The 21968-nt window shown below is 71.2% G+C and carries 18 protein-coding genes and 1 pseudogene; 11 read left to right on the forward strand and 8 right to left on the reverse strand.

Annotation, left to right across the window (positions count from 1 at the left end; all coding sequences use genetic code 11):
- Positions 1-73: 73 nt before the first annotated feature.
- Positions 74-946, reverse strand: coding sequence for a class I SAM-dependent methyltransferase (locus tag BLU79_RS38100; RefSeq protein WP_093910584.1), 873 nt, complete (start codon positions 944-946; stop codon positions 74-76).
- Between the two features lie 74 nt (positions 947-1020).
- Between BLU79_RS38100 and BLU79_RS38105 the strand changes: the two genes are divergently transcribed.
- Positions 1021-1404 (forward strand): helix-turn-helix domain-containing protein, encoded by a 384-nt coding sequence (locus tag BLU79_RS38105; RefSeq protein ID WP_093910585.1) that lies wholly within the window; start codon positions 1021-1023, stop codon positions 1402-1404.
- Positions 1405-1413: 9 nt separating this feature from the next.
- On the opposite strand, the gene BLU79_RS38110 is transcribed toward BLU79_RS38105, so the two are convergent.
- The 3 genes from BLU79_RS38110 to BLU79_RS38120 all read right to left on the reverse strand — a co-directional run bounded on the left by BLU79_RS38110 (position 1414) and on the right by BLU79_RS38120 (position 5499).
- Positions 1414-3600 carry an NACHT domain-containing protein gene (locus BLU79_RS38110; protein ID WP_093910586.1) on the reverse strand — a complete coding sequence of 729 codons (2187 nt, stop codon included), beginning with the start codon at positions 3598-3600 and terminating at the stop codon, positions 1414-1416.
- 70 nt (positions 3601-3670) lie between these two features.
- A complete protein-coding gene (locus tag BLU79_RS38115) occupies positions 3671-4273 on the reverse strand; it encodes a response regulator transcription factor (RefSeq protein WP_093910587.1) in 603 nt (200 codons plus the stop codon).
- Positions 4270-5499, reverse strand: a complete 1230-nt coding sequence (locus BLU79_RS38120; protein WP_093910588.1) for a sensor histidine kinase — start codon at positions 5497-5499, stop codon at positions 4270-4272. Before BLU79_RS38120 ends, BLU79_RS38115 begins: the two co-directional genes overlap by 4 nt.
- A 157-nt stretch (positions 5500-5656) precedes the next feature.
- On the opposite strand from BLU79_RS38120, the gene BLU79_RS38125 reads away from it, so the two are divergent.
- The 4 genes from BLU79_RS38125 (at position 5657) to lpdA (ending at position 12138) form a co-directional block, all read left to right on the forward strand.
- The gene (locus tag BLU79_RS38125; RefSeq protein ID WP_093910589.1) at positions 5657-6247 is read left to right on the forward strand and encodes a hypothetical protein; all 591 of its coding nucleotides are present in this window, start codon (positions 5657-5659) and stop codon (positions 6245-6247) included.
- Between the two features lie 120 nt (positions 6248-6367).
- Complete coding sequence (locus tag BLU79_RS38130) at positions 6368-9550, forward strand: amidohydrolase family protein (RefSeq protein ID WP_093910590.1); 3183 nt, start codon at positions 6368-6370, stop codon at positions 9548-9550.
- A gap of 263 nt (positions 9551-9813) precedes the next feature.
- Positions 9814-10551: an SCO2400 family protein gene (locus BLU79_RS38135; RefSeq protein WP_143052552.1), complete on the forward strand. Its 738-nt coding sequence runs from the start codon at positions 9814-9816 to the stop codon at positions 10549-10551.
- 174 nt (positions 10552-10725) lie between these two features.
- Positions 10726-12138 (forward strand): dihydrolipoyl dehydrogenase, encoded by a 1413-nt coding sequence (gene lpdA, locus BLU79_RS38140; protein WP_093910592.1) that lies wholly within the window; start codon positions 10726-10728, stop codon positions 12136-12138.
- 4 nt (positions 12139-12142) lie between these two features.
- On the opposite strand, the gene BLU79_RS38145 is transcribed toward lpdA, so the two are convergent.
- From BLU79_RS38145 to BLU79_RS38155, 3 genes are all read right to left on the reverse strand, one after another.
- Positions 12143-12844 carry a CPBP family intramembrane glutamic endopeptidase gene (locus BLU79_RS38145; protein WP_093910593.1) on the reverse strand — a complete coding sequence of 234 codons (702 nt, stop codon included), beginning with the start codon at positions 12842-12844 and terminating at the stop codon, positions 12143-12145.
- 30 nt (positions 12845-12874) lie between these two features.
- Positions 12875-14818 carry a glycoside hydrolase family 5 protein gene (locus BLU79_RS38150; protein WP_093910594.1) on the reverse strand — a complete coding sequence of 648 codons (1944 nt, stop codon included), beginning with the start codon at positions 14816-14818 and terminating at the stop codon, positions 12875-12877.
- A 79-nt stretch (positions 14819-14897) separates the two neighbouring features.
- Positions 14898-15356: an Lrp/AsnC family transcriptional regulator gene (locus BLU79_RS38155; protein ID WP_093910595.1), complete on the reverse strand. Its 459-nt coding sequence runs from the start codon at positions 15354-15356 to the stop codon at positions 14898-14900.
- A gap of 62 nt (positions 15357-15418) precedes the next feature.
- Between BLU79_RS38155 and BLU79_RS38160 the strand changes: the two genes are divergently transcribed.
- The 5 genes from BLU79_RS38160 (at position 15419) to BLU79_RS38180 (ending at position 20094) form a co-directional block, all read left to right on the forward strand.
- The gene (locus tag BLU79_RS38160) at positions 15419-16129 is read left to right on the forward strand and encodes an AzlC family ABC transporter permease (protein WP_093910596.1); all 711 of its coding nucleotides are present in this window, start codon (positions 15419-15421) and stop codon (positions 16127-16129) included.
- A complete protein-coding gene (locus BLU79_RS38165; RefSeq protein ID WP_093910597.1) occupies positions 16122-16451 on the forward strand; it encodes a branched-chain amino acid transporter permease in 330 nt (109 codons plus the stop codon). Before BLU79_RS38160 ends, BLU79_RS38165 begins: the two co-directional genes overlap by 8 nt.
- Positions 16452-16483: 32 nt before the next feature.
- Positions 16484-17260 carry a class I SAM-dependent methyltransferase gene (locus BLU79_RS38170; RefSeq protein ID WP_093910610.1) on the forward strand — a complete coding sequence of 259 codons (777 nt, stop codon included), beginning with the start codon at positions 16484-16486 and terminating at the stop codon, positions 17258-17260.
- 88 nt (positions 17261-17348) lie between these two features.
- Positions 17349-19457 carry a galactose-binding domain-containing protein gene (locus tag BLU79_RS38175; RefSeq protein ID WP_256333622.1) on the forward strand — a complete coding sequence of 703 codons (2109 nt, stop codon included), beginning with the start codon at positions 17349-17351 and terminating at the stop codon, positions 19455-19457.
- 19 nt (positions 19458-19476) lie between these two features.
- A complete protein-coding gene (locus BLU79_RS38180; RefSeq protein WP_093910599.1) occupies positions 19477-20094 on the forward strand; it encodes a TetR/AcrR family transcriptional regulator in 618 nt (205 codons plus the stop codon).
- On the opposite strand, the gene BLU79_RS38185 is transcribed toward BLU79_RS38180, so the two are convergent.
- A complete protein-coding gene (locus BLU79_RS38185) occupies positions 20083-21198 on the reverse strand; it encodes an acyltransferase family protein (protein ID WP_093910600.1) in 1116 nt (371 codons plus the stop codon). The genes BLU79_RS38180 and BLU79_RS38185 overlap by 12 nt on opposite strands.
- A 224-nt stretch (positions 21199-21422) precedes the next feature.
- On the opposite strand from BLU79_RS38185, the pseudogene BLU79_RS38190 reads away from it, so the two are divergent.
- Positions 21423-21968: pseudogene (locus BLU79_RS38190) on the forward strand (DNA primase); the annotation flags it as partial.

Consider the following 21968-nt stretch of genomic DNA (forward strand, 5'->3'; position numbering starts at 1 on the left):
CCCGTGGCCGACCCCGTAGCACCGCTCCCTCACTATGTGCCGGTTCGCTCGCCCTCAGGAAGGGGTGCCGAGATCACGAAAGTTTCGCGTCGGGGCCGTGGGCACCGGCTCGGGCGTCGACCAGCCAACAGGCCCCGGTGAAGCGGACTTCGGCGCCCCGCACGAACGGATCGAACGCCGCGCGGACCGTCTCGACGACCCGTGCGCGGGTCTGCTCGTCCGCCTCGGGCAGCACCTGACCGACCGGCCCGAGCCGGGTGAAGTAGCCGATCAGTTCCGGCTCGGGCAGCGTGCAGGGCACGTCGACGGGACGGATGTCGATCCCGGCCCAGCCGCTCTCCACCAGGATGCGGTCGACCATGCCGGCGTCCGCGAAGGCGAACTGTCCCGGCCCGTCCGGTCGGCGGGCGGGAAGGCTCGGCAGGAGCGGTGCCGCGGCGCGCTCGGCCGTCGTCATGAACGGATTCTCCTCGGGACCGCGCCAGACGATGAACCGCAGCCCGGCCTCGTCCCTCACCGCGCGCCGAAGATTCGCGAAGGCCCGGACGGAGTCGTTGAAGAACATGACACCGAAACGCGAGATCACGGTGTCGAAGGCAGCCGGTTCGAACGAGTGATCCTCTGCGTCGGCGCAGACGAAGGAGGCCGGTACCGCCTCGCGCTCGGCGCGCTCCCGCGCAGCGGTGATCATCGCCTCGGAAATGTCGACGCCGACACAGCTACCGCCAGGGCCGAGCCGTCGTGCGACGGCCACCGTGGTGCCGCCGGTGCCGCAGCCGACGTCGAGCACCCGACCTTCGTGCCCGGCGGGTACCGCTTCGAGGAGCAGGTCCTCGTACGGCTTGAGGGTCCTGTCCAACAGTGCCTGCGCCGCCACCCAGGCATGGGCGGCGGGGCCTTTCCAACGGGCCGCCTGCTCGTCGTCCGTCCTGCGTGTGACGTCCATGATCGCCTCCTGGGCTTGTCCTCACCGGGCCGTAATGACAGCGTGCTACTTCAAGCCGACTTGAGGTCAAGACCATGACGGACCTGGACATCGCCGAGGTGGCGCGACGCGCCGGAGTGCCCGCCTCGACACTGCGCTACTACGAGGAGAGAGGGCTGATCGCCTCGATCGGCAGGCGGGGCCTGCGCCGTCAGTACCATCCCGGGGTACTGGAGCGCCTGGCCCTGATCGCGATGGGGCGGACCGCCGGATTCTCGCTCGACGAGATCGCCCGCATGTTCGCGCCGGACGGCCGGCCGGACCTCGACCGGCAGCTGCTCGCGACCAAGGCGGACGAGCTGGACCGGCGGATCCGCGAACTCGCCCTCCTGCGCGACTCCCTACGGCATGCCGCCGCCTGCCCCGCCCCGAGCCACATGGAGTGCCCCACCTTCCGCCGCCTCCTGAAGGGACGCTGAGCCACGGCGTCACACCCGGGTCATCGGTTCCCTCTCCGCGTGCCGTCGGCGTGGGATCCAGGGCCAGGGCCGGCGCGCTCGCGGCACTCCGGACTCCTGGGACGCCTCCGGTGCGGCCAGATGATGTTGCAGGTCGATGTGGCGGAACTGGTGGACCGCTCCCGTCTGGCGCAGCACGCCGCGGTGTTCGTGGGCGTCGGTGAGGAAGGCCGTCAGGTCCCGGGGGAGATGCCTGCGGGTGGCCAGGTGGTGGCGGGTGAGGGTGTAGTACCACCAGGCGTTCTGGCTGAGCGCGGCGGCCAGGCCGACGGTGAGGCCGTAGGCCAGGCCGCGGTCGAGGATGTGGGCCGGGGTCATCGAGATGGCCCGGCCGTCCGTGGTTCCGCGGCCCAGCCCGTAGGCGAGCCCGTCGTGGACGACGTACTCGACGCCGTAGCAGAGCAGGAAGGCGGCGCCGACCGCCAGGCCCACGGCGAGCCACACTCTGGCGAAGATCCGCCGGTCCTGCTCCAGCAGGGTGACCGGACCGGTCGGGGCCGTGAGATCGGCGGGCTTGCCGGAGAGGCCGTGCGCGATGCCCACCGCCAGGCCGAACGCGCAGGAGAAGGTGAGCATCGTGGAGACCGGGTAGGAGGCCGTGCCGGAGAGGAGCGACTGGAGTCTGGTGACGGCCCAGTGGGTGACGCCGATGGCGCAGCCGCCGGCGAGCCCTGTCGAGAAGCCCCGCCAGTCCCAGGCCCACCGGGTGCGGACGGTCGGGATGGCACCCGGGCGGTGTGCGGACAGGCGTCCGGCACGGCTGCCGAAGACGCCGCCCGCCAGCGCGGACACCAGGGCGGCGGCGAGAGCTCCCACGGCAGCGGCCGTAGCACCGTGGTTGAGGCGGTACGCGAAGAAGAGCGTGCCGCCGGTGACGAAGCCCACGGCGCACATGCGGTGGTCCCAGGTCCAGCCCTGCCCGGTCGGAGAGCCTCTGCTGGAGAGCGCGCCGACGATGCCGCCGACGAAACCGTAGGCCAGCCCGTTGGCCATCGTGGCCGCCGGCCACTGCGACTGCCCGGTCGCGAGGACATGGGTCAGGCCCTCGGCGGCACCTCCGGCCAGGCCTGCGACGAGGCCGCAGCCGATACCGCCCGCGATCCCTCCGGCCAGGCCCGCGACCATGGCCGCCGGCGGTCCCGTCAGCCATCCGGAGTCGAGGCCGGCGAGCAGTGCCGTGAGCCGGCCCGCGCCGGTCGCGGCGACCCAGGCCACCGCGCCGAGGACCACTCCCGTCCACACCTGGGCGAACCGCCTCGGCAACGCCCGGCGCACCTGCCACCAGCCGAGGTCGGTGGTGCCGCCCAGGGTGCGCTGCAGATGCCGTGCCAAACGGCTGGTCAGGACCAGCGGTCGGCCGGGCGGCAGCGCCGAGTTGACGGCGTCCAGGGCCCTGGCGCGGAACGGTTCCGGGATCTCGTCGAAGCCGTCCAGGATCGGCAGGATCAGCCGGTGCTCCAGGAGGGCGTTGCCGACCGCGTGGCCGGACTCCGGGGCGCCGAGGCCGCTGTAGTCGCGCTGGAGCCGTTGCGCCATCCAGGATTCCAGCGTCTGCACCTCGGGATTCCACGACGCGAGCGAGAACAGCACCGGAACGGGGCCGCCTTGGGTGCGTACGGTCGTCAGGGCCAGCAGCAGGCGGACCAGCAGCATGCTCTTCCCGGTGCCCGGACCGCCCAGGATCAACAGGCGGCGCGTCGGTACGCGCTCCAGGAACACCTCGGTGATCTCCCCGCCCGTTCCGCTCAGTTCATCCGGTCCGCCGGCCCAGCCGGCGCGAGGAACCGTCCCGTCGTCGGCCAGTTCCCTCAGCAGCGACCACGATTCGCCGAACCGGGCGTCGGCCGCCCGCCAGGAGACCGGCAGCGGATAGGGGTCGTTCAGGCGCCGCACCCGGGCTTCGGCCTCCCACTGCTGCCGCACCGCCAGCGCCAGCCGATCCGCGACCCGGGCCAGGTCCTCCTCGCCGTCGTGCCGATCGGCGCGCAACGTCGCCCACGAGAGGTACATGCCGCCCACCGACGGCAGCAGAGCGGCCAGCGTCTCGGCGATCCGCAGGTCGAAACGGACGGCGAGGAACACCGCCCCGATCATGCCGCCGACCGACAGCGCGAGATAGACCGCACCGACCCGTCGACTCTGCCCACCAGTGCCCATGGCCGGATTTTCGGCGCGCGGCGACACCGGATGAGGGACATCGGCGGATCGGCCCCTCGGACGAGTGATGTCAGATCCAGCCCTGCTCCCAGGCGCGATGGGCGGCCGCGTGCCGGGTGGGGACGCCCAGCTTGGACATGGCGGAGGAGAGGTAGTTGCGGACCGTGCCGGACGCCAGGTGGACCTCGGCCGCGATCTCCGCGATCGACGCGCCCTTGCGCGCGGCGCGCAGGACCTCCAGTTCGCGGCCGGTGAGGGGGCAGTCGTCCTCGGTCAGCGCGGACGCGGCGATGTCCGGGTCCACATAGCGGCGGCCGGCGGCGATGTCACGGATGATCTCGGCCAGCCGCGCCGCCGGGGTCGTCTTGGGGACGAAGCCGCGCACACCGGCGGCCAGCGCCCGGCGCAGTACGGCGGGCCGCGCGTGCCGGGTCACCAAAACGATCCGCGTGGGCAGTTCGGCCCGGATCTCCTCGGCGGCACGCAGCCCGTCGGCGGGCGGCATCTCCAGGTCCAGGACGGCGATGTCGGGGCGGTGCTCGCGGGCCAGCCGTACCGCCTCGGTCGAGGTGGCCGCCTCGGCGACGACGGTGAGGTCCTGCTCCAGCCCGAGCAGGGCGGCCAGGGCGCTTCTGAGCAGATCCTCGTCGTCGGCGATCAGCAGGCGGATCATCGGGCGGCTCCGTCCGCGGGGTTCGGCGACGGGCACGGCTGCGCCGGCAGTGCGGCCGCGACCAGGAAGAGGTCCCCGTCGTGATGCCAGGTCAGCTCGCCGCCCGCCGCCTCCAACCGCTCGGCGAGCGTGCGCAGTCCCGTGCCTTCCAGGGCGGCGGGATGCCGCTCGGCGCCGTCGTTGCTCACCCGCAGTCGGGCGAGACCGTCCGCGATCCGGTAGTCGACCTCGGCGTGCCTGGCGCGGCTGTGCCGGAGCACGTTGGTGGTGGCCTCCCGCATCACCAGACCGAGGAGGTGCCGGGCGGAGTCCGTGAGCTCGGTGGCCACGGCGGCGGGTTCGAGGGTCGTCCTCGCGTCGATGTCGGCCGCGGCCAGCACCCGCGTCGCATTGCCGATCTCGGCGTCCAGTGACGTACGACGGTAGCCCTGCACCACGGCCCGGGTGTCGCTCAGGGCGTCCGCCGACAGCTGCCGTATCTCCTTCAACTCCGTGGCCGCGCGCGCCGGGTCCACCTCGACGAGCCGTGCCGCCAACTCGCTCTTCAGCGCGATGACTTGGAGGTGGTGACCCTGGATGTCGTGCAGGTCGCCGGCGAACCGCAGCCGCTCCTCCCGGACCGCCAGCTCCGCCTCCAGCCGCCGTGCCTCGTCCAGTCGCCAAGCCGTGTCCCAGGCCCACAGGGGGCCGAGCGTCACCCAGGCCGTGAAGGCGACCAGCCCGGCCGGGAACAGCGCGGCGTACGCCAGCTCCCCGTCCCCCTCGACCAGGCTGACCACGCCCCCGGGCAGCAGCGCGAGGACCACGGCGCCCGCGATCAACGGTCGCCTGCGGGGCGGCGGGAGGTACGTGGCGACGATCGCCACGACCAGGGCGGGCGCGACCGGCCACAGCCCGTAGTCGCGTACGGCCAGGGGGAGGGCCGCGAGCACGACGCCGGCTCCCACGGCGGCGAGCAGCAAGCCCGGGGGCGGGCCGGCGGGGTGTGCGTCCGTCACCGGCAGGAGCGTCAGGCGGCGGCTCAGCAGTACGGCGCTCGCCCACACCTCGACCGCGAGCGCGACGGCGGCCGGGCCGCGGGCCCACAGCGGGACGTCACCGTCGAGGACCCACGCGCCCACGAAGACGGTCAGGACGCACACGGTCATGCCGGGCACGGTCCACCAGGTGTAGCGACGGAAGCTCGAAAGCCCCGCCGCCTCGTGATCGATCCGCCCGTCCCCCATCCGGTCATTGTGGCCCAGGCCGGATGACAAATGTCATGCGCGGACGTGACAACGCCACGTGTGCGCATGGGGTTTCGGCACTACTGACGGGCTTGCCGGGAGAACAGGCTGAACGTGTCGAGCAGATACCCCGCGCCGGTACCCACGGAGGTTCCCCATGTCCACCCCAGCCCCGCACGCGACGGCGGACCGGCCGCACCCGGCCACGATGCTCAAGCGGCGCTGGCCCACGGTGCTGGCCATCGCGGTCGTCGCCGTCAACGTGCTCGCGTCGGGCTCGCAGGACGTGGCCGACGCCGTCGGCGGCTTCGCGGAGACCCTGCCGTTGCTGCCTCTGATCTATCTGGTCGTCAACCAGACAGGAAAGCCCCGGGCCACCTGGCCGGTGCTCGGCGCCGGCATGGTGCTGGTGTTCACGCTCCCCTTCCAGGACGTGGTCGCCCCGTCGACGGTCCTCGTGGCCCTCGCGCTGGCGGTCCTCGCCTGGGGTGCCGTCCGCGGGACCCCGCACGGGCGGGCCACCTTCGGGGTCCAGGCGGTGGGCGCGCTCGTGTTCTGCGGGCTCGCGCTGGCCGGGATAGCGGTGGATCCGGATCTGGGCCGCTATCTGCTGGCGGCGGGCTGGTTCTTCCACGGTGTCTGGGACTTCGTGCACCTGTGGCTCGACAAGGTCGTGGCCCGTACGTTCGCCGAGTGGTGCGGTGTCATCGACGTACTCGTCGCCGTCCAACTGCTCTTTCTGGTCTAGCCGGCACGAAGAACGGCCGAGAAACGCCGGGGCGGGGCCCGTAACCGGGCTCCGCCCCCTACGTTGCCCACCAGTGGTCTCTCCTGTCCGGCCCGCCAACTCCGCGCACTGGGAGCTTCCTTGGACCCCACAGACCCCTCCGACACCCCCCACCTCGGCCCGCTCTCCCGCCGTGGATTCCTCCAGGCCACCGCAACCGCCGGCATCACCGCGACGGCGCTCACCACCATCGGCACCCCGGTCGCGACCGCCGCCACCGGCACCACCACCCTCTCCCTCACGGCCGCCACCGGCGGTTCCGCGACCCTCGCCCCCTCCGGTGACCGGCTCGTCGCCGAGGTCCAGCACGTGCTCTGGTCCATCCCGAGGGCGGGCGGCACCGCCGTACCGCTCACCCCGCCCGGCCTCGAACCCACCCGCCCGCAGTTCTCGCCCGACGGCAGCCGACTCGTCGTGTGCGCCTACCGCGGCGGAGGCTTCCACCTCTGGACGCTGCGGCCGGACGGCACCGGGTTACGGCAGCTCACCGACGGACCGTGGGACGACCGGGGCCCGGCCTGGTCGCCGGACGGCACCCGGGTCGCGTTCGCCTCCGAGCGCGGCGGCGACACCGTGACCGGCGCCCCGTACCGCGTCTGGGTCGTGGACGTACGCACCGGCGCGCTGACCCGGCTCACCGGGCGCCCCGGACAGCAGGGCCCGGGGCAGGACGCCCGCTGGGAGGACTTCGACCCGGCGTGGTCGTCCGACGGGGAGCGCGTGCTGTTCGTCCGCGCCGGCGTCACCTCGACGGGCACCCTGCGCGCGACCACCATCGCCTCGGTGCCCGCCGACGGCGGGGGCCCGGTCGCCACCGAGCACACCGACGACTCCGGCGCCCAGCTCATGACCCCCGCCGTCGCACCCGGCGGGCGCCTGGCCTACCTGCGCACCACACCCTCGCCCGCAGCCTCCTGCACCCTCGTGGTGGACGGCCGACCGGTCACCGTCGAGGGCGACCTCCTCCCCGCACCGCCCCGCTGGACGGACGGCGAACGACTGCTCCTCACGGTCGACGGACGTTTCCGCCTGATCGACCCGGACGCGCCGGCCACCGCGGAGGAGATCCCGTTCACGGCCGCCCTGCCCGTGCACCGCCCCCGCTATCGCGGCAAGGCCTACGACTTCGACGGCGCCGGCACCCGCCCGGTGCGCGCCCTGCACCTGCCCGCCCTGTCACCGGACGGCCGCAGCGTCGCCTTCGCCGCGCTCAACGCGCTGTGGATCGGCGGCACGACGGGCGGCCGCGCACCCCGCAAGGTCCTTCAGGTGCCCGCCACCCGCTACGTGCTGGCACCGACCTGGACACCCGACGGCACGGCGTTGGTGTACGCCGACGACCGCGACGGACTCTTCGCCGTGCGGCGGCGAGACCTCGACTCCGGAGCGGAGACCGTGCTCGCCGAGGGCGGCCGGGTCTTCCCCGCCCTGTCGCCCGACGGGACGCGGCTCGCCTGCCTGGACATGTCCGGCAACCTCGTGGTGCGCGACCTGCCCGACGGCAGCGAACAGATCCTCGCCGCGCCGCTCGGCACCGGCGGCCTGCCCGGCCGGCCCAACTGGTCGCCCGACGGCCGGTACGTGGCCCTGTGCGACCGCAACCGCCTCAACCAGCGTTTCCGCGAGGGCTACAACCTCATCCGCGTCGTCGACACGACCACCGGAACCGCCACCCCGCACGCCCTCGCCCCGCACACCTCGCTCTCCGACCGCTACGACTCCGGCCCCGTCTGGTCCCCGGACGGCCGCTGGATGGCCGTCATCGCCGAGTCGGCGCTCTGGCTGCTGCCGGTGCGGGCCGACGGCACCCCGGAGGGCGAGCCCCGCCAGCTCACCACCGAACCCGCCGACCACCCGTCCTGGTCCGCCGACGCCCGCACCTTGCTGTACCTCTCCGCCGGTACCATGCGCCTGCTCGACATCGACAGCCGCCGGACCCGTACCGTCCGCGTTCCGTTGGGCCTTCGCAGACCGCGCCCGGCCGACACGGTCGTGCACGCGGGCCGCCTCTGGGACGGCACCGGCTCGGACGTCCGCGAGAACATCGACGTCGTGATCCGCGACGGCCGTATCGCGGAGGTGTCCCCTCACCGCACCGGCCGTCCCGCCGAACGCCGCGTCGACGCGAGCGACCGCACCGTGCTGCCGGGCCTGTGGGACGCGCACACCCACCCCTGGCAGACCACGTACGGCGGCCGTCAGACCGCGCTCCAACTCGCCTACGGCATCACGACCGCCGTCTCGCTGGGCGGCTTCGCCTACGAGCAGGCCCGTATCCGGGAGGCGGTCGCCGCCGGCGCCCTCGCCGGACCCCGGCTGCTGACCACCGGCGAACTGCTCGACGGGGCGCGGGTCGCCTACAGCATGAGCCGCGCCCACCGCACCCGCGAGGGACTGCACCGTTCGCTGGCGCGCGGGGCCGCGCTGGACTGGGACTTCGTGAAGACGTACGTACGCGCCCCGGGCTGGGTGATGAAGGAGGCCGCGGAGTTCGGGCACGAGCGGCTCGGGGTGCGCAGCGGCAGCCATCTGTGCACCCCGGGTGTGCAGCTGGGCCAGGACCTGACCACCCATCTGCAGGCGACGCAGCGGCTGGAGTACGGGCACGCGACCTCCGCCACGGGCCGTGCCTACCAGGACGTCGAGGAGATCTACACCCGCGCCGGCTTCCACCTCGTCGCCACTCCGTTCACCGCGCTCCCGCTGCTCGGCGCAGACCCCGCCCTCGCGGACGACCCGCGCGTCACCGCGCTCATGCCACCGTGGGACACGGCGCTGGTCCGCGAGCAGGCCGGAAGGCCGCCCAGCGACGCCCAACTGGCCACGTTGGCAAGGGAGATGAGCGTCTACCGCAGGATCCTCGCGGGCGGCGGCCTGGTCGTCCTCGGCACGGACCAGCCGCTCGTCCCGGTCGGCCTGCACCTGCATCTGGCCCTGCGCGCCCTGCACCGCGCCGGCCTGTCACCGGCCGAGGCGCTGCGCACCGCCACACTGCTGCCCGCGCGCGTCTTCGGCGCCGACGCCGACCTCGGCACCGTGGAGGAGGGCAAGCTCGCCGATCTCACGGTCGTGGACGGCGACCCCTTCACCAACTTCACCGAACTGACCCGTACGGTGGCGGTCCTGCGCGGCGGCGTTCTGTTCGAGCAGGCCGACCTTGTCGACGCCTTCGCCACCGCCGCCACCCCCACCGGGCGACGGGCGGACGAGGAATGGCTGGAGGTGAGCCGCCGCATGCGCCGCGAGGGCTGCTGTGACCTGTGAGCCGGTCGTGGTCCCACACATCTCCTGGGACATCTGCACAGGAGTATCACTTGGACTGCGCACAGCCTGTCCAAAGCCTCGTTAGCGTTGCGAGCCGTTCGATCACTGCCGTTCGACCCCCAGGAAGCCCGCAGATGGACTACTGCTCCTCGTGCCGTCGGCACCTCAACGGGGCCCTTGTGTGCCCCGGGTGCGGCGCCTACGCCCCGGACATCGCTCCCTCCGCGACAGGGGGTTCCGCCGCGTCGGTCATGCCGGGAGCGGTGGCGACCGGAACGCCGGGGTGGGAGACGCCCGCCGTCGACACCTGGTACGACGGCTACTTCCGGGACGAGCCGGCGCCGCACGCCGACCTAGACGAGACGGCACCTGTCCCCTCGTCTGCCGACGTGCAGGACGTGGAAGGTGTGCCCGTCGCCTCGGAGGGCCGGGCCGCACGGCGGCGCCAGCGGGCCCGTTGGAAGAAGAACCAGCGCCGGGCCGTCGTCGCGACCGCCGTCGCCCTGGTCGGAGGTGGGCTGACCGTCTCCGCGATGAACCGGGGAGCCGCCGACAAGGCCCAGGCGGCCACCGCGCCGGAGAGGCCAACCGCGGAGCTTCCGGAGCAGCAGCAGACGGAGTTCACCCGTCCGGCGTCCACTCAGCCGGACACCGAGGATGCCCCGGGCACTGCCGCGACCCCTTCGCATCTGTCGCCGACCAACGCCGAGCGGGAGTCCGTCACCACGCCGCACACCACGCGGCAGTACACCCGACCGGACGTGGCGGGCACGCCCAGTCCCACGGCGACCACGGCTCCGCAGACGCAGGCCGTGTCCCCGACCGCAGGAGGCTCGAACTCCGGCGGCAGCGGTGACTCGTCGGCCGACCAGCAGCAGACGCCGGCCCCGACGACGACCGAAGGCTCCGACACCGGAACCTCCACGTCACCGGAGAGCCCCGCACCCGAAGAGACCTCACCGGCGCAGCTCTGCGTGCTCAATCTCGTCTGCCTCGGCTGACCAACCGCGGAACCGACCTGACCGCCGGAGCGGACACCACCTGAGATCACCGTCACCCTCCCGCATCGCCACACAACATCGTCGATGCGGTCATGCTGGAAGAAGCCGTACGCCGTGCCCGGCACGGCCCGGCCACCAGCAGAGCGGTACGTCGCACTCAGGAAGGAACTCTCCATGGTCGAGCAGGACGAGCGCTTCGATGTCGTGGTCCTCGGCGCGGGCCCCGGCGGCTACGTCGCCGCCATCCGCGCCGCCCAGCTGGGCAAGCGCGTCGCCGTCGTGGAGGAGAAGTATTGGGGCGGCGTCTGTCTGAACGTGGGCTGCATCCCCAGCAAGGCGCTGCTGCGCAACGCCGAACTGGCGCACATCTTCACGCGCGAGGCGAAGACCTTCGGCATCAAGGTGGAGGGGCAGGTCTCCTTCGACTTCGGCGAGGCGTTCCGCCGTAGTCGCAAGGTCGCGGACGGCCGGGTCAAGGGCGTCCACTTCCTGATGAAGAAGAACAAGATCACCGAGATCGACGGCCGCGGCACCTTCCTCGACCCGCACACCCTCCAGGTGGCGGGCTACGACGGCAACACCCGCACCATCGGCTTCGACCACTGCATCATCGCCACCGGCGCCACGCCGAAGCTGCTGCCCGGCACCCGGCGCAGCTCGCGCGTGGTGACGTTCGAGGAGCAGATCCTGGCCGAGGAGCTGCCGCGTTCGATCGTCATCGCGGGCGCCGGCGCGATCGGCGTCGAGTTCGCGTACATCCTGCACAACTACGGTGTGAAGGTCACCATCGTCGAGTTCCTGGACCGGATGGCCCCGCTGGAGGACGCCGAGGTCTCCGCCGAACTCGCCAAGCAGTACCGCAAGTTGGGCATCGACGTGCTGACCTCCACGCGGGTCGACGCCGTCGACGAGTCCGGCGAGCAGGTGCGCGTCACGGTCACCGGCAAGGACGGCGCCCAGCAGGTACTGGAGGCCGACAAGGTCCTCCAGGCGATCGGCTTCCAGCCGAACGTCGAGGGCTACGGCCTGGACAAGACCGGCGTGACGGTCACCGAGCGCGGCGCGATCGACGTCGACGGCCGCTGCCGTACGTCCGTCCCGCACATCTTCGCCATCGGCGACGTGACCGCGAAGCTGATGCTCGCCCATGCCGCCGAGGCCATGGGCATCATCGCCGCCGAGACCATCGCGGACGCCGAGACGATGGAGCTGGACTATGTGATGATCCCGCGCGCCACCTACTGCCAGCCGCAGATCGCCAGCTTCGGCTGGACCGAGGCACAGGCGCGCGAGCGGGGCTTCGACGTGAAGGTGGCGAAGTTCCCCTTCACCGCGAACGGCAAGTCGCACGGCCTGGGCGACGCGACCGGATTCGTGAAGCTGATCAGCGACGCCAAGTACGGCGAACTCCTCGGCGGCCACCTGATCGGCCCGGACGTCACCGAGCTGCTGCCCGAACTGACCCTGGCCCAGCAGTGGGACCTGACCGTCCATGAGGTCGCCCGTAACGTCCACGCGCACCCGACCCTCGGCGAGGCGGTCAAGGAAGCGGTGCACGGCCTCGCCGGCCACATGATCAACTTCTGAGGGTTCAGCCGTCGAGCCACCAGCGGGCCGCCGCCCAGGCCATGACGTAACCGAAGCCGTTGACCGCCCAGTGCAGGGCCATCGGCGCCGGCAGACTGCCGGAGCGGCGGCGCAGCTCACACAGGACGACCCCGGCGACGGCCGTGGCGGCGATCGCGACGGCCACCGTCGGCGCCACGCCCGCCGGGCCGTCTCCGAAGAGCGAACCGACGGCGGCGTTGGACCGGTTGATGCCGCGCGACGGCAGCAGATGCCACAGTCCGAACAGCAGCGACGACAGGCCGGTGGCCCAGGCCGTACCGCGCCGGCGCCGGATCATGGCCCACAGCACCCCGCGGAACGCGGTCTCCTCCAGCAGCACGGTCCCGACCGGCACCCGCACCAGCGTCACCCACAGCACCTGCGCCACGGACAGGTCCGCCGCCCTGGAGTCCCGGAACGCCTCGCGGCCGGCCGGGACGGCGAGGAGGAGCACCACCCCGAGCAGGACGATCCCGGCCAGCACGGGAGCCCAGCGCAGTCCCCGGCGCAACCCTGCCGCGTCGAGCCCCAGGTCGGCCCGGGTGAGACCGTCCCAGCGGGCGAGGAGCAACAGGACGGCGGTCGCGGCCACGCAGATGACCACGTACATGCCGGGGCTCCGCGCGAGCCAGTTGTTCAGCAGGTTCGCGGCGGCGAGAACGGCGACAACACAGACGATCGGCATCCGGGTTCCAGGATGCCCCGACCGCGCCGTTCAGCTCAGCTTGCGGCAGTACAGCGCGTCAGGGGTTCGGGATGAACCCACCCGGCCGGTGTAGCCGACGCCGGCCGCGTACTCGTCGTCCGCGCACTGCCCCTTGTAGTGGCCCTGCGCGAAGTCCCCGCCCTTGGGAGCCGACCCCCGGTTGTCGCCCCGGTCGAACCAGACCGTACGACCGCTCGTGCCGAGCCTCCCGGCCGGGGCGGTGGCGCACAGGGCGGCGGAGACCGCGGCGCCGCGCACGCTGTACCCGATGAGGAACCGGCCGTCGGGGCACTGGAGTTTGGTGTAACCGGACGCCCAGTCGCGCCCCGGGGCGACATACCGTTCGTCGACGACGACCTCGTGCCCGCCGGCCGGGTCCCACAGGGCACCGGCGGTCACGTCCGAGCACAGGCCCCGGTTGCCGGTGTGGCTCAGCCCCAGCAGCCGCTGTCCGTCGGGGCAGACGGCCTTGCGGGCGCCGGAGTCCCAGTCGGGCAGGGCCCGCATCCGCCGTGACTGGACGAAGTCGCCGTGGTCGGGGCTGAGCATGGACCAGTCGGCGACCGGTGCCACCGGCCCGGCGCGGCCCTCGGCCTCGATGAGCCGGGTCCAGGCCGAGGCGCGCCAGTCGTCGCCGTCGTAGAGGCCCATGCGATGGCCCTCGGCGTCCCAGTGCAGCAGAGCCCAGCCGTTGCCCTTGCGGCCCTCGTGCCAGCCGACGAGCGGCCAGTAGGCGAAGTCGGCGTCGGTGCGGATCAGCTGGTCCACGAAGTTCTCGAACCATGCGCGCTGCTTGGCGCCCGTCTCATCCCGGCCGCCGACGCCGAACTCGCTGATCCAGACGGGGGCGGTGAAGTGCCGGTCCTGTTCGGCGGTGACGAAGAAGGCCTGGCGGTTCAGGACGGCGACCAGCTCGCCGGGGCTCAGGTCGCGGTAACGGGGATCGCTGGTCTCGCCCGTGCCGGTGGCCCCGCTGTGGTTCGGGCCGGTGTAGTCGTAGAAGTGGGCGGAGTACACGAGCTTGCCGGAGTCGACGAGCGTGTGGGAGAGGCGGCGGGCGGGCTCCAGGGTGGGGCGTTCGTGCGCGAAGCCGTCGACCGGGATACCGGTCCAGTTGATGCCCTCGACGATGATCAGCAGACCCCGGTTGGCCTCGGTCAGGATGCGGTCGCCGACGCGCTGTGAGGCCGCGAACCAGTCGTGGTTGTCGCCGAGGCCCCAGTTGGGGTCGTCCCAGATGGTGCGACGGACCTCGTTGTAGAGGTCGGCTCCGACGACCCGCTTGTTGTCCTTGTAGCGGCGGGCCATGAACAGCCAGTCGTTCTCCCACTCCTCGGTGGACCGGCTCGCGTTCCAGCGTTCGTTCCCGTCGACTCCACAGCACCAACGGGTCGTGTTCGTATGGTTGTTGAGGATCACCGCCAGGCCGGCGGCGGTGAGCTCGCGCACCACGGCGTCGTACACCTGGAGCGGGGTCCTGCCGCGCAGTGCGGGATTGGCGGCGACGGCGTCGTCCGTGACCGGGCTGCTGTCGTGGACCATCTCGTTGGAGAAGGGCAGCCGGATGCTGTTGATCCCGATCTCTCGGAACCCGGCGATGATCTCGGCCATCGGCGCGCGATCCAGGCCGAGCGGAATCCGCCCGGAGTTCTCGCCGGCGTGGTGGCTCGCGTCGTCGGCCGGATCGCCGGAGCCGTTCCAAGTGCCGCTGGCCCCGTGCCAGTTGCCGGAGCGCAGCTTGAAGCGGTCGCCGTCGGCGTCGACGATCCAGCGGCCCCGGGTGCTCAGCGGCGGCGTCCAGTCCTTCGCGACGGCCGTCACGGCGGGCGGGGCGGCCTCGACGGCGGATCCCTGCTCGGCCGCGGCTGCGGCCCCGGGCAGGGACGTCAACGGGGACAGGAGGAGTACGGCGGCGAGTGTGGTCCTCACCAAGGATCCGCGCACGGGCACCATCCATCCCGACGACTACTTTGTCATGGCGGCGTCATCATGCTGGATGGCGGCGCACTGGTCCAGTCCTTCGCGCGGTCGGTCACGGGCCGGCCTTGATCGTCTTCATGGTCAGGTGGGACTCGACGTGGAGAACGCAGGGGATGCCGGTGAGCTTGCCGGTGAGGAAGGCCTCGTAAGCGGCGTGGTCGGCGACCGCGACGCGGATGAAGTAGTCGGGGCGCCCGAACATCCGACGGAACTCCGTCACCTCTTCGTAGGAGGCCACGGTGTCCTCGAAGTCCAGGAAGGTCTTGCGGTCGGTGGCGCTCACCTCGACGTCGATGAGGACTTCCAGCCCACGACCCACGGCCTCCGGATCGATGACGGCCCGGTATCCGGCGATGACACCGGCCTCCTCCAGCCGCTTGACCCGGCGCAGGCAGGGGGGCGGTGTCAGGCCGACCCTTTTGGCCAGCTCGACGTTGGTCAGTCGGCCGTCCTGACGCAGCTGGAACAAAATTTCCCGATCAAGCGCATCAAGGCTTACTTCATTGCTCATGAACTGATCATAGAGTCATTATCGGCAACCATATGAGGTGCGAGTTTTCCTAAAATGTCGCCATGTCTATATCCCCCGCCGCTGTCGGCGACTCGCCCCGGCATGCCGCCTTCCAGGACTCCGCCGCCGTGGGCCTGGGGTTCGTCCCGCTCGGCATCGCCTTCGGGGCGCTCGTCACCCAGTCGGGGCTCGACTGGTGGTGGGCCAGCCTGTCCAGCGCGCTCGTCTTCGGCGGATCGTTCGAGTTCCTGCTGATCGGCCTGGTCACCACCGTTGCCCCGCTGGCCACGATCGCCGTGGCCGCGTTCCTGGTGAACCTCCGGCACGTCTTCTACGCGCTCTCCTTCCCCCTGCACCGGGTGACGGGCCGCCTCGCCAGGACGTACAGCACCTTCGCGCTCTGCGACGAGGCCTACGCCCTGACCGCCGGGGGACAGGCCCGCTCCTGGTCCGGCCGACGCATCCTCTGGCTGCAGTTCTTCCTGCACCTGTACTGGACCGGAGGCGCCACCGTCGGGGCCCTGCTCGGCGCCCTGATCCCGGACGGCGTCACAGGCCTCGACTTCGCGCTGACCGCGCTGTTCACCGTGCTGGCCCTCGACGCCGTCCGCGACCGGCGCGGAGACCTGCCGACGCCGCTGCTCGCACTCCTCAGCGCCCTGGCCGCCCGGCTTCTCCTTCCCGGCCAGATGCTCCTGGCGGCCTTCACCCTGTTCCTCGCCGGACTCCTGGCCCGGCACCTCGCCACCACCCGGAAGCCGAGCCATGCCTGACGCCCGCTACGCCATCGCCGCCGTACTCGTCACCGCCGCCGTCACCTGGACCCTGCGCGCCCTGCCCTTCGCCGCCCTCGCCCCGCTGCGCGCGAGCACCACCGTGCGGTATCTCGGCACCCGCATGCCCGCCGGCATCATGGTGATCCTCGTCGTCTACTGCCTGCGTGACCTGCCGCTGACCCAACCCCGGGTCCTCGCCCCGCTGCTGGCCCTGACCCTCACCGTCGGCCTGCACCTGTGGCGTCGCAACGCCCTGTTGAGCATCCTCGGTGGTACGGCCCTCCACGTGGCGTTGACGAGCATGGTGTTCGCCCACTGAGGGCACCGCCTCCCGAGGAAGGCACGATGCGCATGCCGGCCAAGAAACTCGACGTCAACCGCTCGGCCCTCACCCATCGCCTCGCCTACGCCCTGCGCCACCCCGGCCGCGTGCCCCGCCATCTGGCCCGCACCGCCCGGGACATATGGCTGCGCAGCCGCCACCCGGACCACGTCTCCTACTACCGCGCCGTGATGCGCTCCGACACCCGGGCCGACCCCGACACGGCGGTCGGCAGCCACAGCCGCGAGCGGTGGCTGGCGCTCGGGGCGATGCAGTTCGACTACCTGGTCGGCCACGGCCTGCGCCCCGAGCACCGGATGCTGGAGATCGGCTGCGGCAACCTGCGCGGCGGCTGGCGGTTCATCCGCCACCTCGACCCCGGCCACTACTACGGCATCGACATCTCGCCCGACATCCTCTTCGCCGCCCAGGACACCCTTACGGAGATGGGCCTGCAGCAGCGGCTCCCCACGCTGACCCCGGTACGCGACCTGACGCTGCGGTTCCTGCCCGACGCCCACTTCGACGTCGTGCACGCGCACAGCGTCTTCTCCCACTCGCCGCTCCCCGTCATCGAGGAGTGCCTTGCCAACGTCGGCCGGGTGCTAGCTCCCGGCGGCTGGTTCGACTTCACCTTCGACCACACCGAGGGCGAGGAGCACCACGTCCTGCGGGAGGACTTCTACTACCGCACCGAGACCCTCCTCGCACTGGCCGAGAAGCACGGTCTGCGGGCCCGCTTCATGACGGACTGGGAGGTGCTGCCGCACGGTCAGTCCAAGATCCGGGTCACCCACGGCGACTGAACCGACGCCCTGTCATCAGGTCATCCGTCCCGGACTCTTGACTCGTACAGCGGGAATGGCGATCCTCTTTCGCACATCTTGCGAGGTCATGACAATCCGACCCCGCATCCCGCCGACCGAGGGACGTGGGCAGTTGACCAGTGCCGGACGCCCGTACCGCAGACGCAAAAACGTCACCGTTGTGTCGCTCCTCCTGCTCGTGCTGTCCATCGCGCTGGGCCCCACGCCGAGCTCGGCGGCCGGAACCGGCTGGTGGGAGCCGACCGCCCGGCCCGCGCCGGACTCCGCGATCAACGTCACGGGGGAGCCCTTCAAGGGCACCAACGCCCAGGGCGAAGTGCGCGGCTTCGTCGACGCGCACGACCACATCTTCTCCAACGAGGCCTTCGGTGGCCGTCTGATCTGCGGAAAGCCGTTCTCCGAGCAGGGCGTCGCCGACGCCCTCAAGGACTGCCCCGAGCACTACCCGGACGGCTCGCTCGCCATCTTCGACTTCATCACCAACGGAGGCGATGGCAAGCATGACCCGGTCGGCTGGCCCACCTTCAAGGACTGGCCCGCCCACGACTCGCTGACCCACCAGCAGAACTACTACGCCTGGGTCGAGCGGGCCTGGCGCGGCGGCCAGCGGGTGCTGGTCAACGACCTCGTCACCAACGGCGTGATCTGCTCCGTGTACTTCTTCAAGGACCGCAGCTGCGACGAGATGACGTCCATCCGGCTGCAGGCCAAGCTGACGTACGACATGCAGGCCTTCATCGACAAGATGTACGGCGGCACGGGCAAGGGCTGGTTCCGGATCGTCACCGACAGCGCTCAGGCCCGCGAGGTCATCGAGCAGGGCAAGCTGGCGGTCATCCTCGGCGTCGAGACCTCCGAGCCCTTCGGCTGCAAACAGATCCTCGACATCGCGCAGTGCAGCAAGGCGGACATCGACAAGGGCCTGGACGAGCTGTACGCGCTGGGCGTGCGCAGCATGTTCCTGTGCCACAAGTTCGACAACGCCCTGTGCGGGGTCCGCTTCGACTCGGGCGGGCTCGGAACGGCCATCAACGTCGGCCAGTTCCTGTCGACCGGCACCTTCTGGAAGACCGAGACCTGCAAGGGGCCCCAGCACGACAACCCCATCGGCAACGCCACGGCCGCCGAAGCCGAGGAGGAACTCCCGGCGGGCGTCGAGGTCCCCTCGTACAGCGCGGACGCCCAATGCAACGTCAGAGGGCTCACCGAACTCGGCGAATACGCCGTCCGCGGCATGATGAAACGCAAGATGATGCTGGAGATCGACCACATGAGCGTCAAGGCCACCGGCCGCGCGCTCGACATCTTCGAGGCCGAGTCCTACCCCGGCGTGCTCTCCTCGCACAGCTGGATGGACATGGACTGGACCGAACGGGTCTACGGCCTCGGCGGCTTCATCGCCCAGTACATGCACGGCTCGGAGGGCTTCATCTCCGAGGCCAAGCGCACCGAGGCCCTGCGCGACAAGTACGGCGTGGGCTACGGCTACGGCACCGACATGAACGGCGTCGGCGGCTGGCCGGGACCGCGCGGAGCGGACGCCCCCAACAAGGTGACGTACCCCTTCAAGAGCGTCGACGGCGGCTCGGTCATCGACCGGCAGACCACCGGCGAGCGCACCTGGGACCTGAACACCGACGGCGCCGCCCACTACGGCCTCGTCCCGGACTGGATCGAGGACATCCGCCGAGTCGGCGGCCAGGACGTGGTGGACGACCTCTTCCGGGGCGCCGAGTCCTACCTCGACACCTGGGGAGCCTCCGAGAACCACGAGTCCGGCGTGAACCTCGCGCGCGGCGCGACCGCCTCCGCGAGTTCCTCGGAGTGGAGCCTGTTCACCAGCTACCAGCCGAACCGGGCCGTCGACGGCGACGCCGGCACCCGCTGGGCGAGTGACTGGAACGACGACCAGTGGTACCGGGTCGACCTCGGGTCCACCCACCTGGTCAAGCGGGTCAACCTCGACTGGGAGCGCGCCTACGGGAGGTCGTACCGCATCGAGCTCTCCACCGACGGTGTGAACTGGCAGACCGCCTGGTCCACGACAACCGGCGACGGCGGCCTGGACACGGCCCGGTTCGCAGCCACACCGGCCAGATACGTACGCGTCCAAGGGCTGGACCGAGGCACCGACTGGGGCTACTCCCTCTCCGAGGTCGGCGTCCACAGCAGCTGACACCCACGAGAGGCACTCCATGGCACGGTTGCCGTCCGCCGAGCGGCGGCGACAGCTCACCGAAGCGGCGATCAGGGCGATGGCCCGGGACGGCGTCCCCAGGACGACGACCCGGTCCATCGCCGCCGAGGCAGGCGTCTCCCTGAGCGTCTTCCACTACTGCTTCGACTCCAAGCAGGCGCTGATCGAGTCCGTCATCACCACCATCACCGAGCACTACGTCACGATCGTGCAGGAGGCCATACGACCCAGGGCCACCCTGGAGGAAACCGTCCGGGCCGGCTTCCAGGCGTACTGGGACCACGTCCGGGCCCACCCGGACGAGCACATGCTCACCTACGAGCTGACCCAGTACGCGCTGCGCCAGCCCGGATTCGAGCATCTGGCACGACGGCAGTACGAGCTGTACACCGAGACATACGCCGAGCTCATCGACCAGCTGCGGCAGACCATGGGCCTGCGACTGCGCGTACCCGCCCCCGTCCTCGCCCGCTACCTGGCCGCCATGACCGACGGGCTGACCCTCAACTACCTCGTGCTCGGCGACGAGACGGCCTGGAACGACATCATCGACACGGTCACCGCCCACATCGCCGGGCTGGTACGCGAGCCCGGACAGGGGACGTCACCCGCGTAGGGCGGCCCGCTGCCGGGCTGGTTCCGCCGCGTCCCGCCGGAAGATCCACCGCAGCTCCGGCTCGACCACGAAGCGCAGGACCCGCCGGACGGGCGGGGTGCACAGCAGGGTCACGACCCCGGCCGCGACGACGGTGACGACGACCGCACCGAGCGGCCGGTGGATCCAGGCGGGGTCGTACCAGCCGAAGTACTTCGAGCCCTGCGCGACGAACCCGTGCAGCAGATAGCCGTACAGCGTGCCCGCGCCCAGCACCGTGCACCACATCCGCCGCCCGGGCACCCAGGCCAGGAAGCACGCCACCAGCAGCAGCGAACAGCCGAACAGCACCGGCGTCATCACGACCCCGTACCACCCGGGCGCCCCCAGCTCCTCGGCACTGTCGCGGTGGTAGAACCAGCTGCCGGTCATCCGGGGCACCGCCCAGTACGCCACCACCAACGCGCCCGCGAACACGGGCACGGCCGCGATCCGCACCGCCCGGCGCCGCACCAGCCGGACGTGCTCCGGCTTCAGCGACAGCCCCAGCACGAAGTACGGCAGGAACTGCAGGATGCGCTGCAGGTCGAGGTCGTTGCCGATGGACGGCGAGAGGGTGGCAAGCATCGCCACGCCGAGCGCGAGCGGCACCGGCAGGCGCACCCGCTGCCACAGCGGTGTGGTCAGCCGCCACAGGAACAGCGCCGCCAGGAACCACGTCAGATACAGCGGGTCCAGCAGGCTGATCGGGCGGTCCGGCTCCTGGTCCGTCCACCTGGTGAAAAGGGTGTACGCCGTCTCGAAGACGACGTAGGGGACGACCAGTCCGGTGACCAGGCGTTTGAGGTGTTTCGGGCGGCCGTCGAAGCCGCGGGAGAAATACCCGGACACGACGATGAAGGCCGGCATGTGGAATGCGTACACGAGCATGTACAGCGCGCTGACGCTCCGGCTGCCGTCCCGCAGCGGCTCCCACGCATGCCCCACCGCCACCAGGACGATCGCCGCGTACTTGGCGTTGTCGAAGTAGGCGTCCCGCTGCTTCGCGGGCGCGGGCGGCGCGGCCGTGACGCGATCGGGAGCGGTGTCCGGGGCGGTGACGGTTGCGGGGATGGGCTTCGGCATCCCACGCGCCTCACCACTTCCGGACGAGGCAAACCTCCCGTGCGGGGAGGCGGCGGCATGCCGCCAAGCGGGCGTGGCCCTAGGCCGTCGGGGTGTGGTCGTAACCCATGTGATCGCTCCGAATGGTGCGACCCGATGACATGGCTGACGGTGGATCACGTCAAGGTCTGGCCCAAGTGGTGATGAAGCGTCAGCCACCCAGGCCGTGACGAAAGGATTCACCTATGCGCTCTGCCCGCATGCTGCTCGCCACCGCGACGGCCACGGCCGCCCTGGCGATCGCGCCCGCCGCCTACGCCATGACCGCCAGTGACTGGGACAAGGAGGACTCGTCGTCCTCCTACAGCGACGACCACGACAAGGAGTCCGGCAAGGACGAGGAGAAGGGGAAGGACTCCGGCAAGGACGACTACAGCAAGGACGACTCCGACAAGGACGACTACAGCAAGGACGACTACGACAAGGACTACAGCAAGGACCACGACAAGGGAAGCAAGGACGACGAGCCCAAGGGCGGTGTCCACACGGGTGGCGGAGCGCTGGCGAGGGCTCTGGCCAACGGGGACGACGACTACAGCAAGGACGAGCACGACAAGGACTCCGACAAGGAGGACTACGACAAGGGCAGCAAGGACGACCACGACAAGGACTCCGGCAAGGACGACTACGACAAGGACTCCGACAAGGACGACTACGACAAGGACGACGAGCCCAAGGGCGGTGTCCACACGGGTGGCGGAGCGCTGGCGAGGGCTCTGGCCAACGGGGAC

Origin of the sequence: Streptomyces sp. cf386 (assembly GCF_900103585.1) — a bacterium.
Taxonomy (GTDB): domain Bacteria; phylum Actinomycetota; class Actinomycetes; order Streptomycetales; family Streptomycetaceae; genus Streptomyces.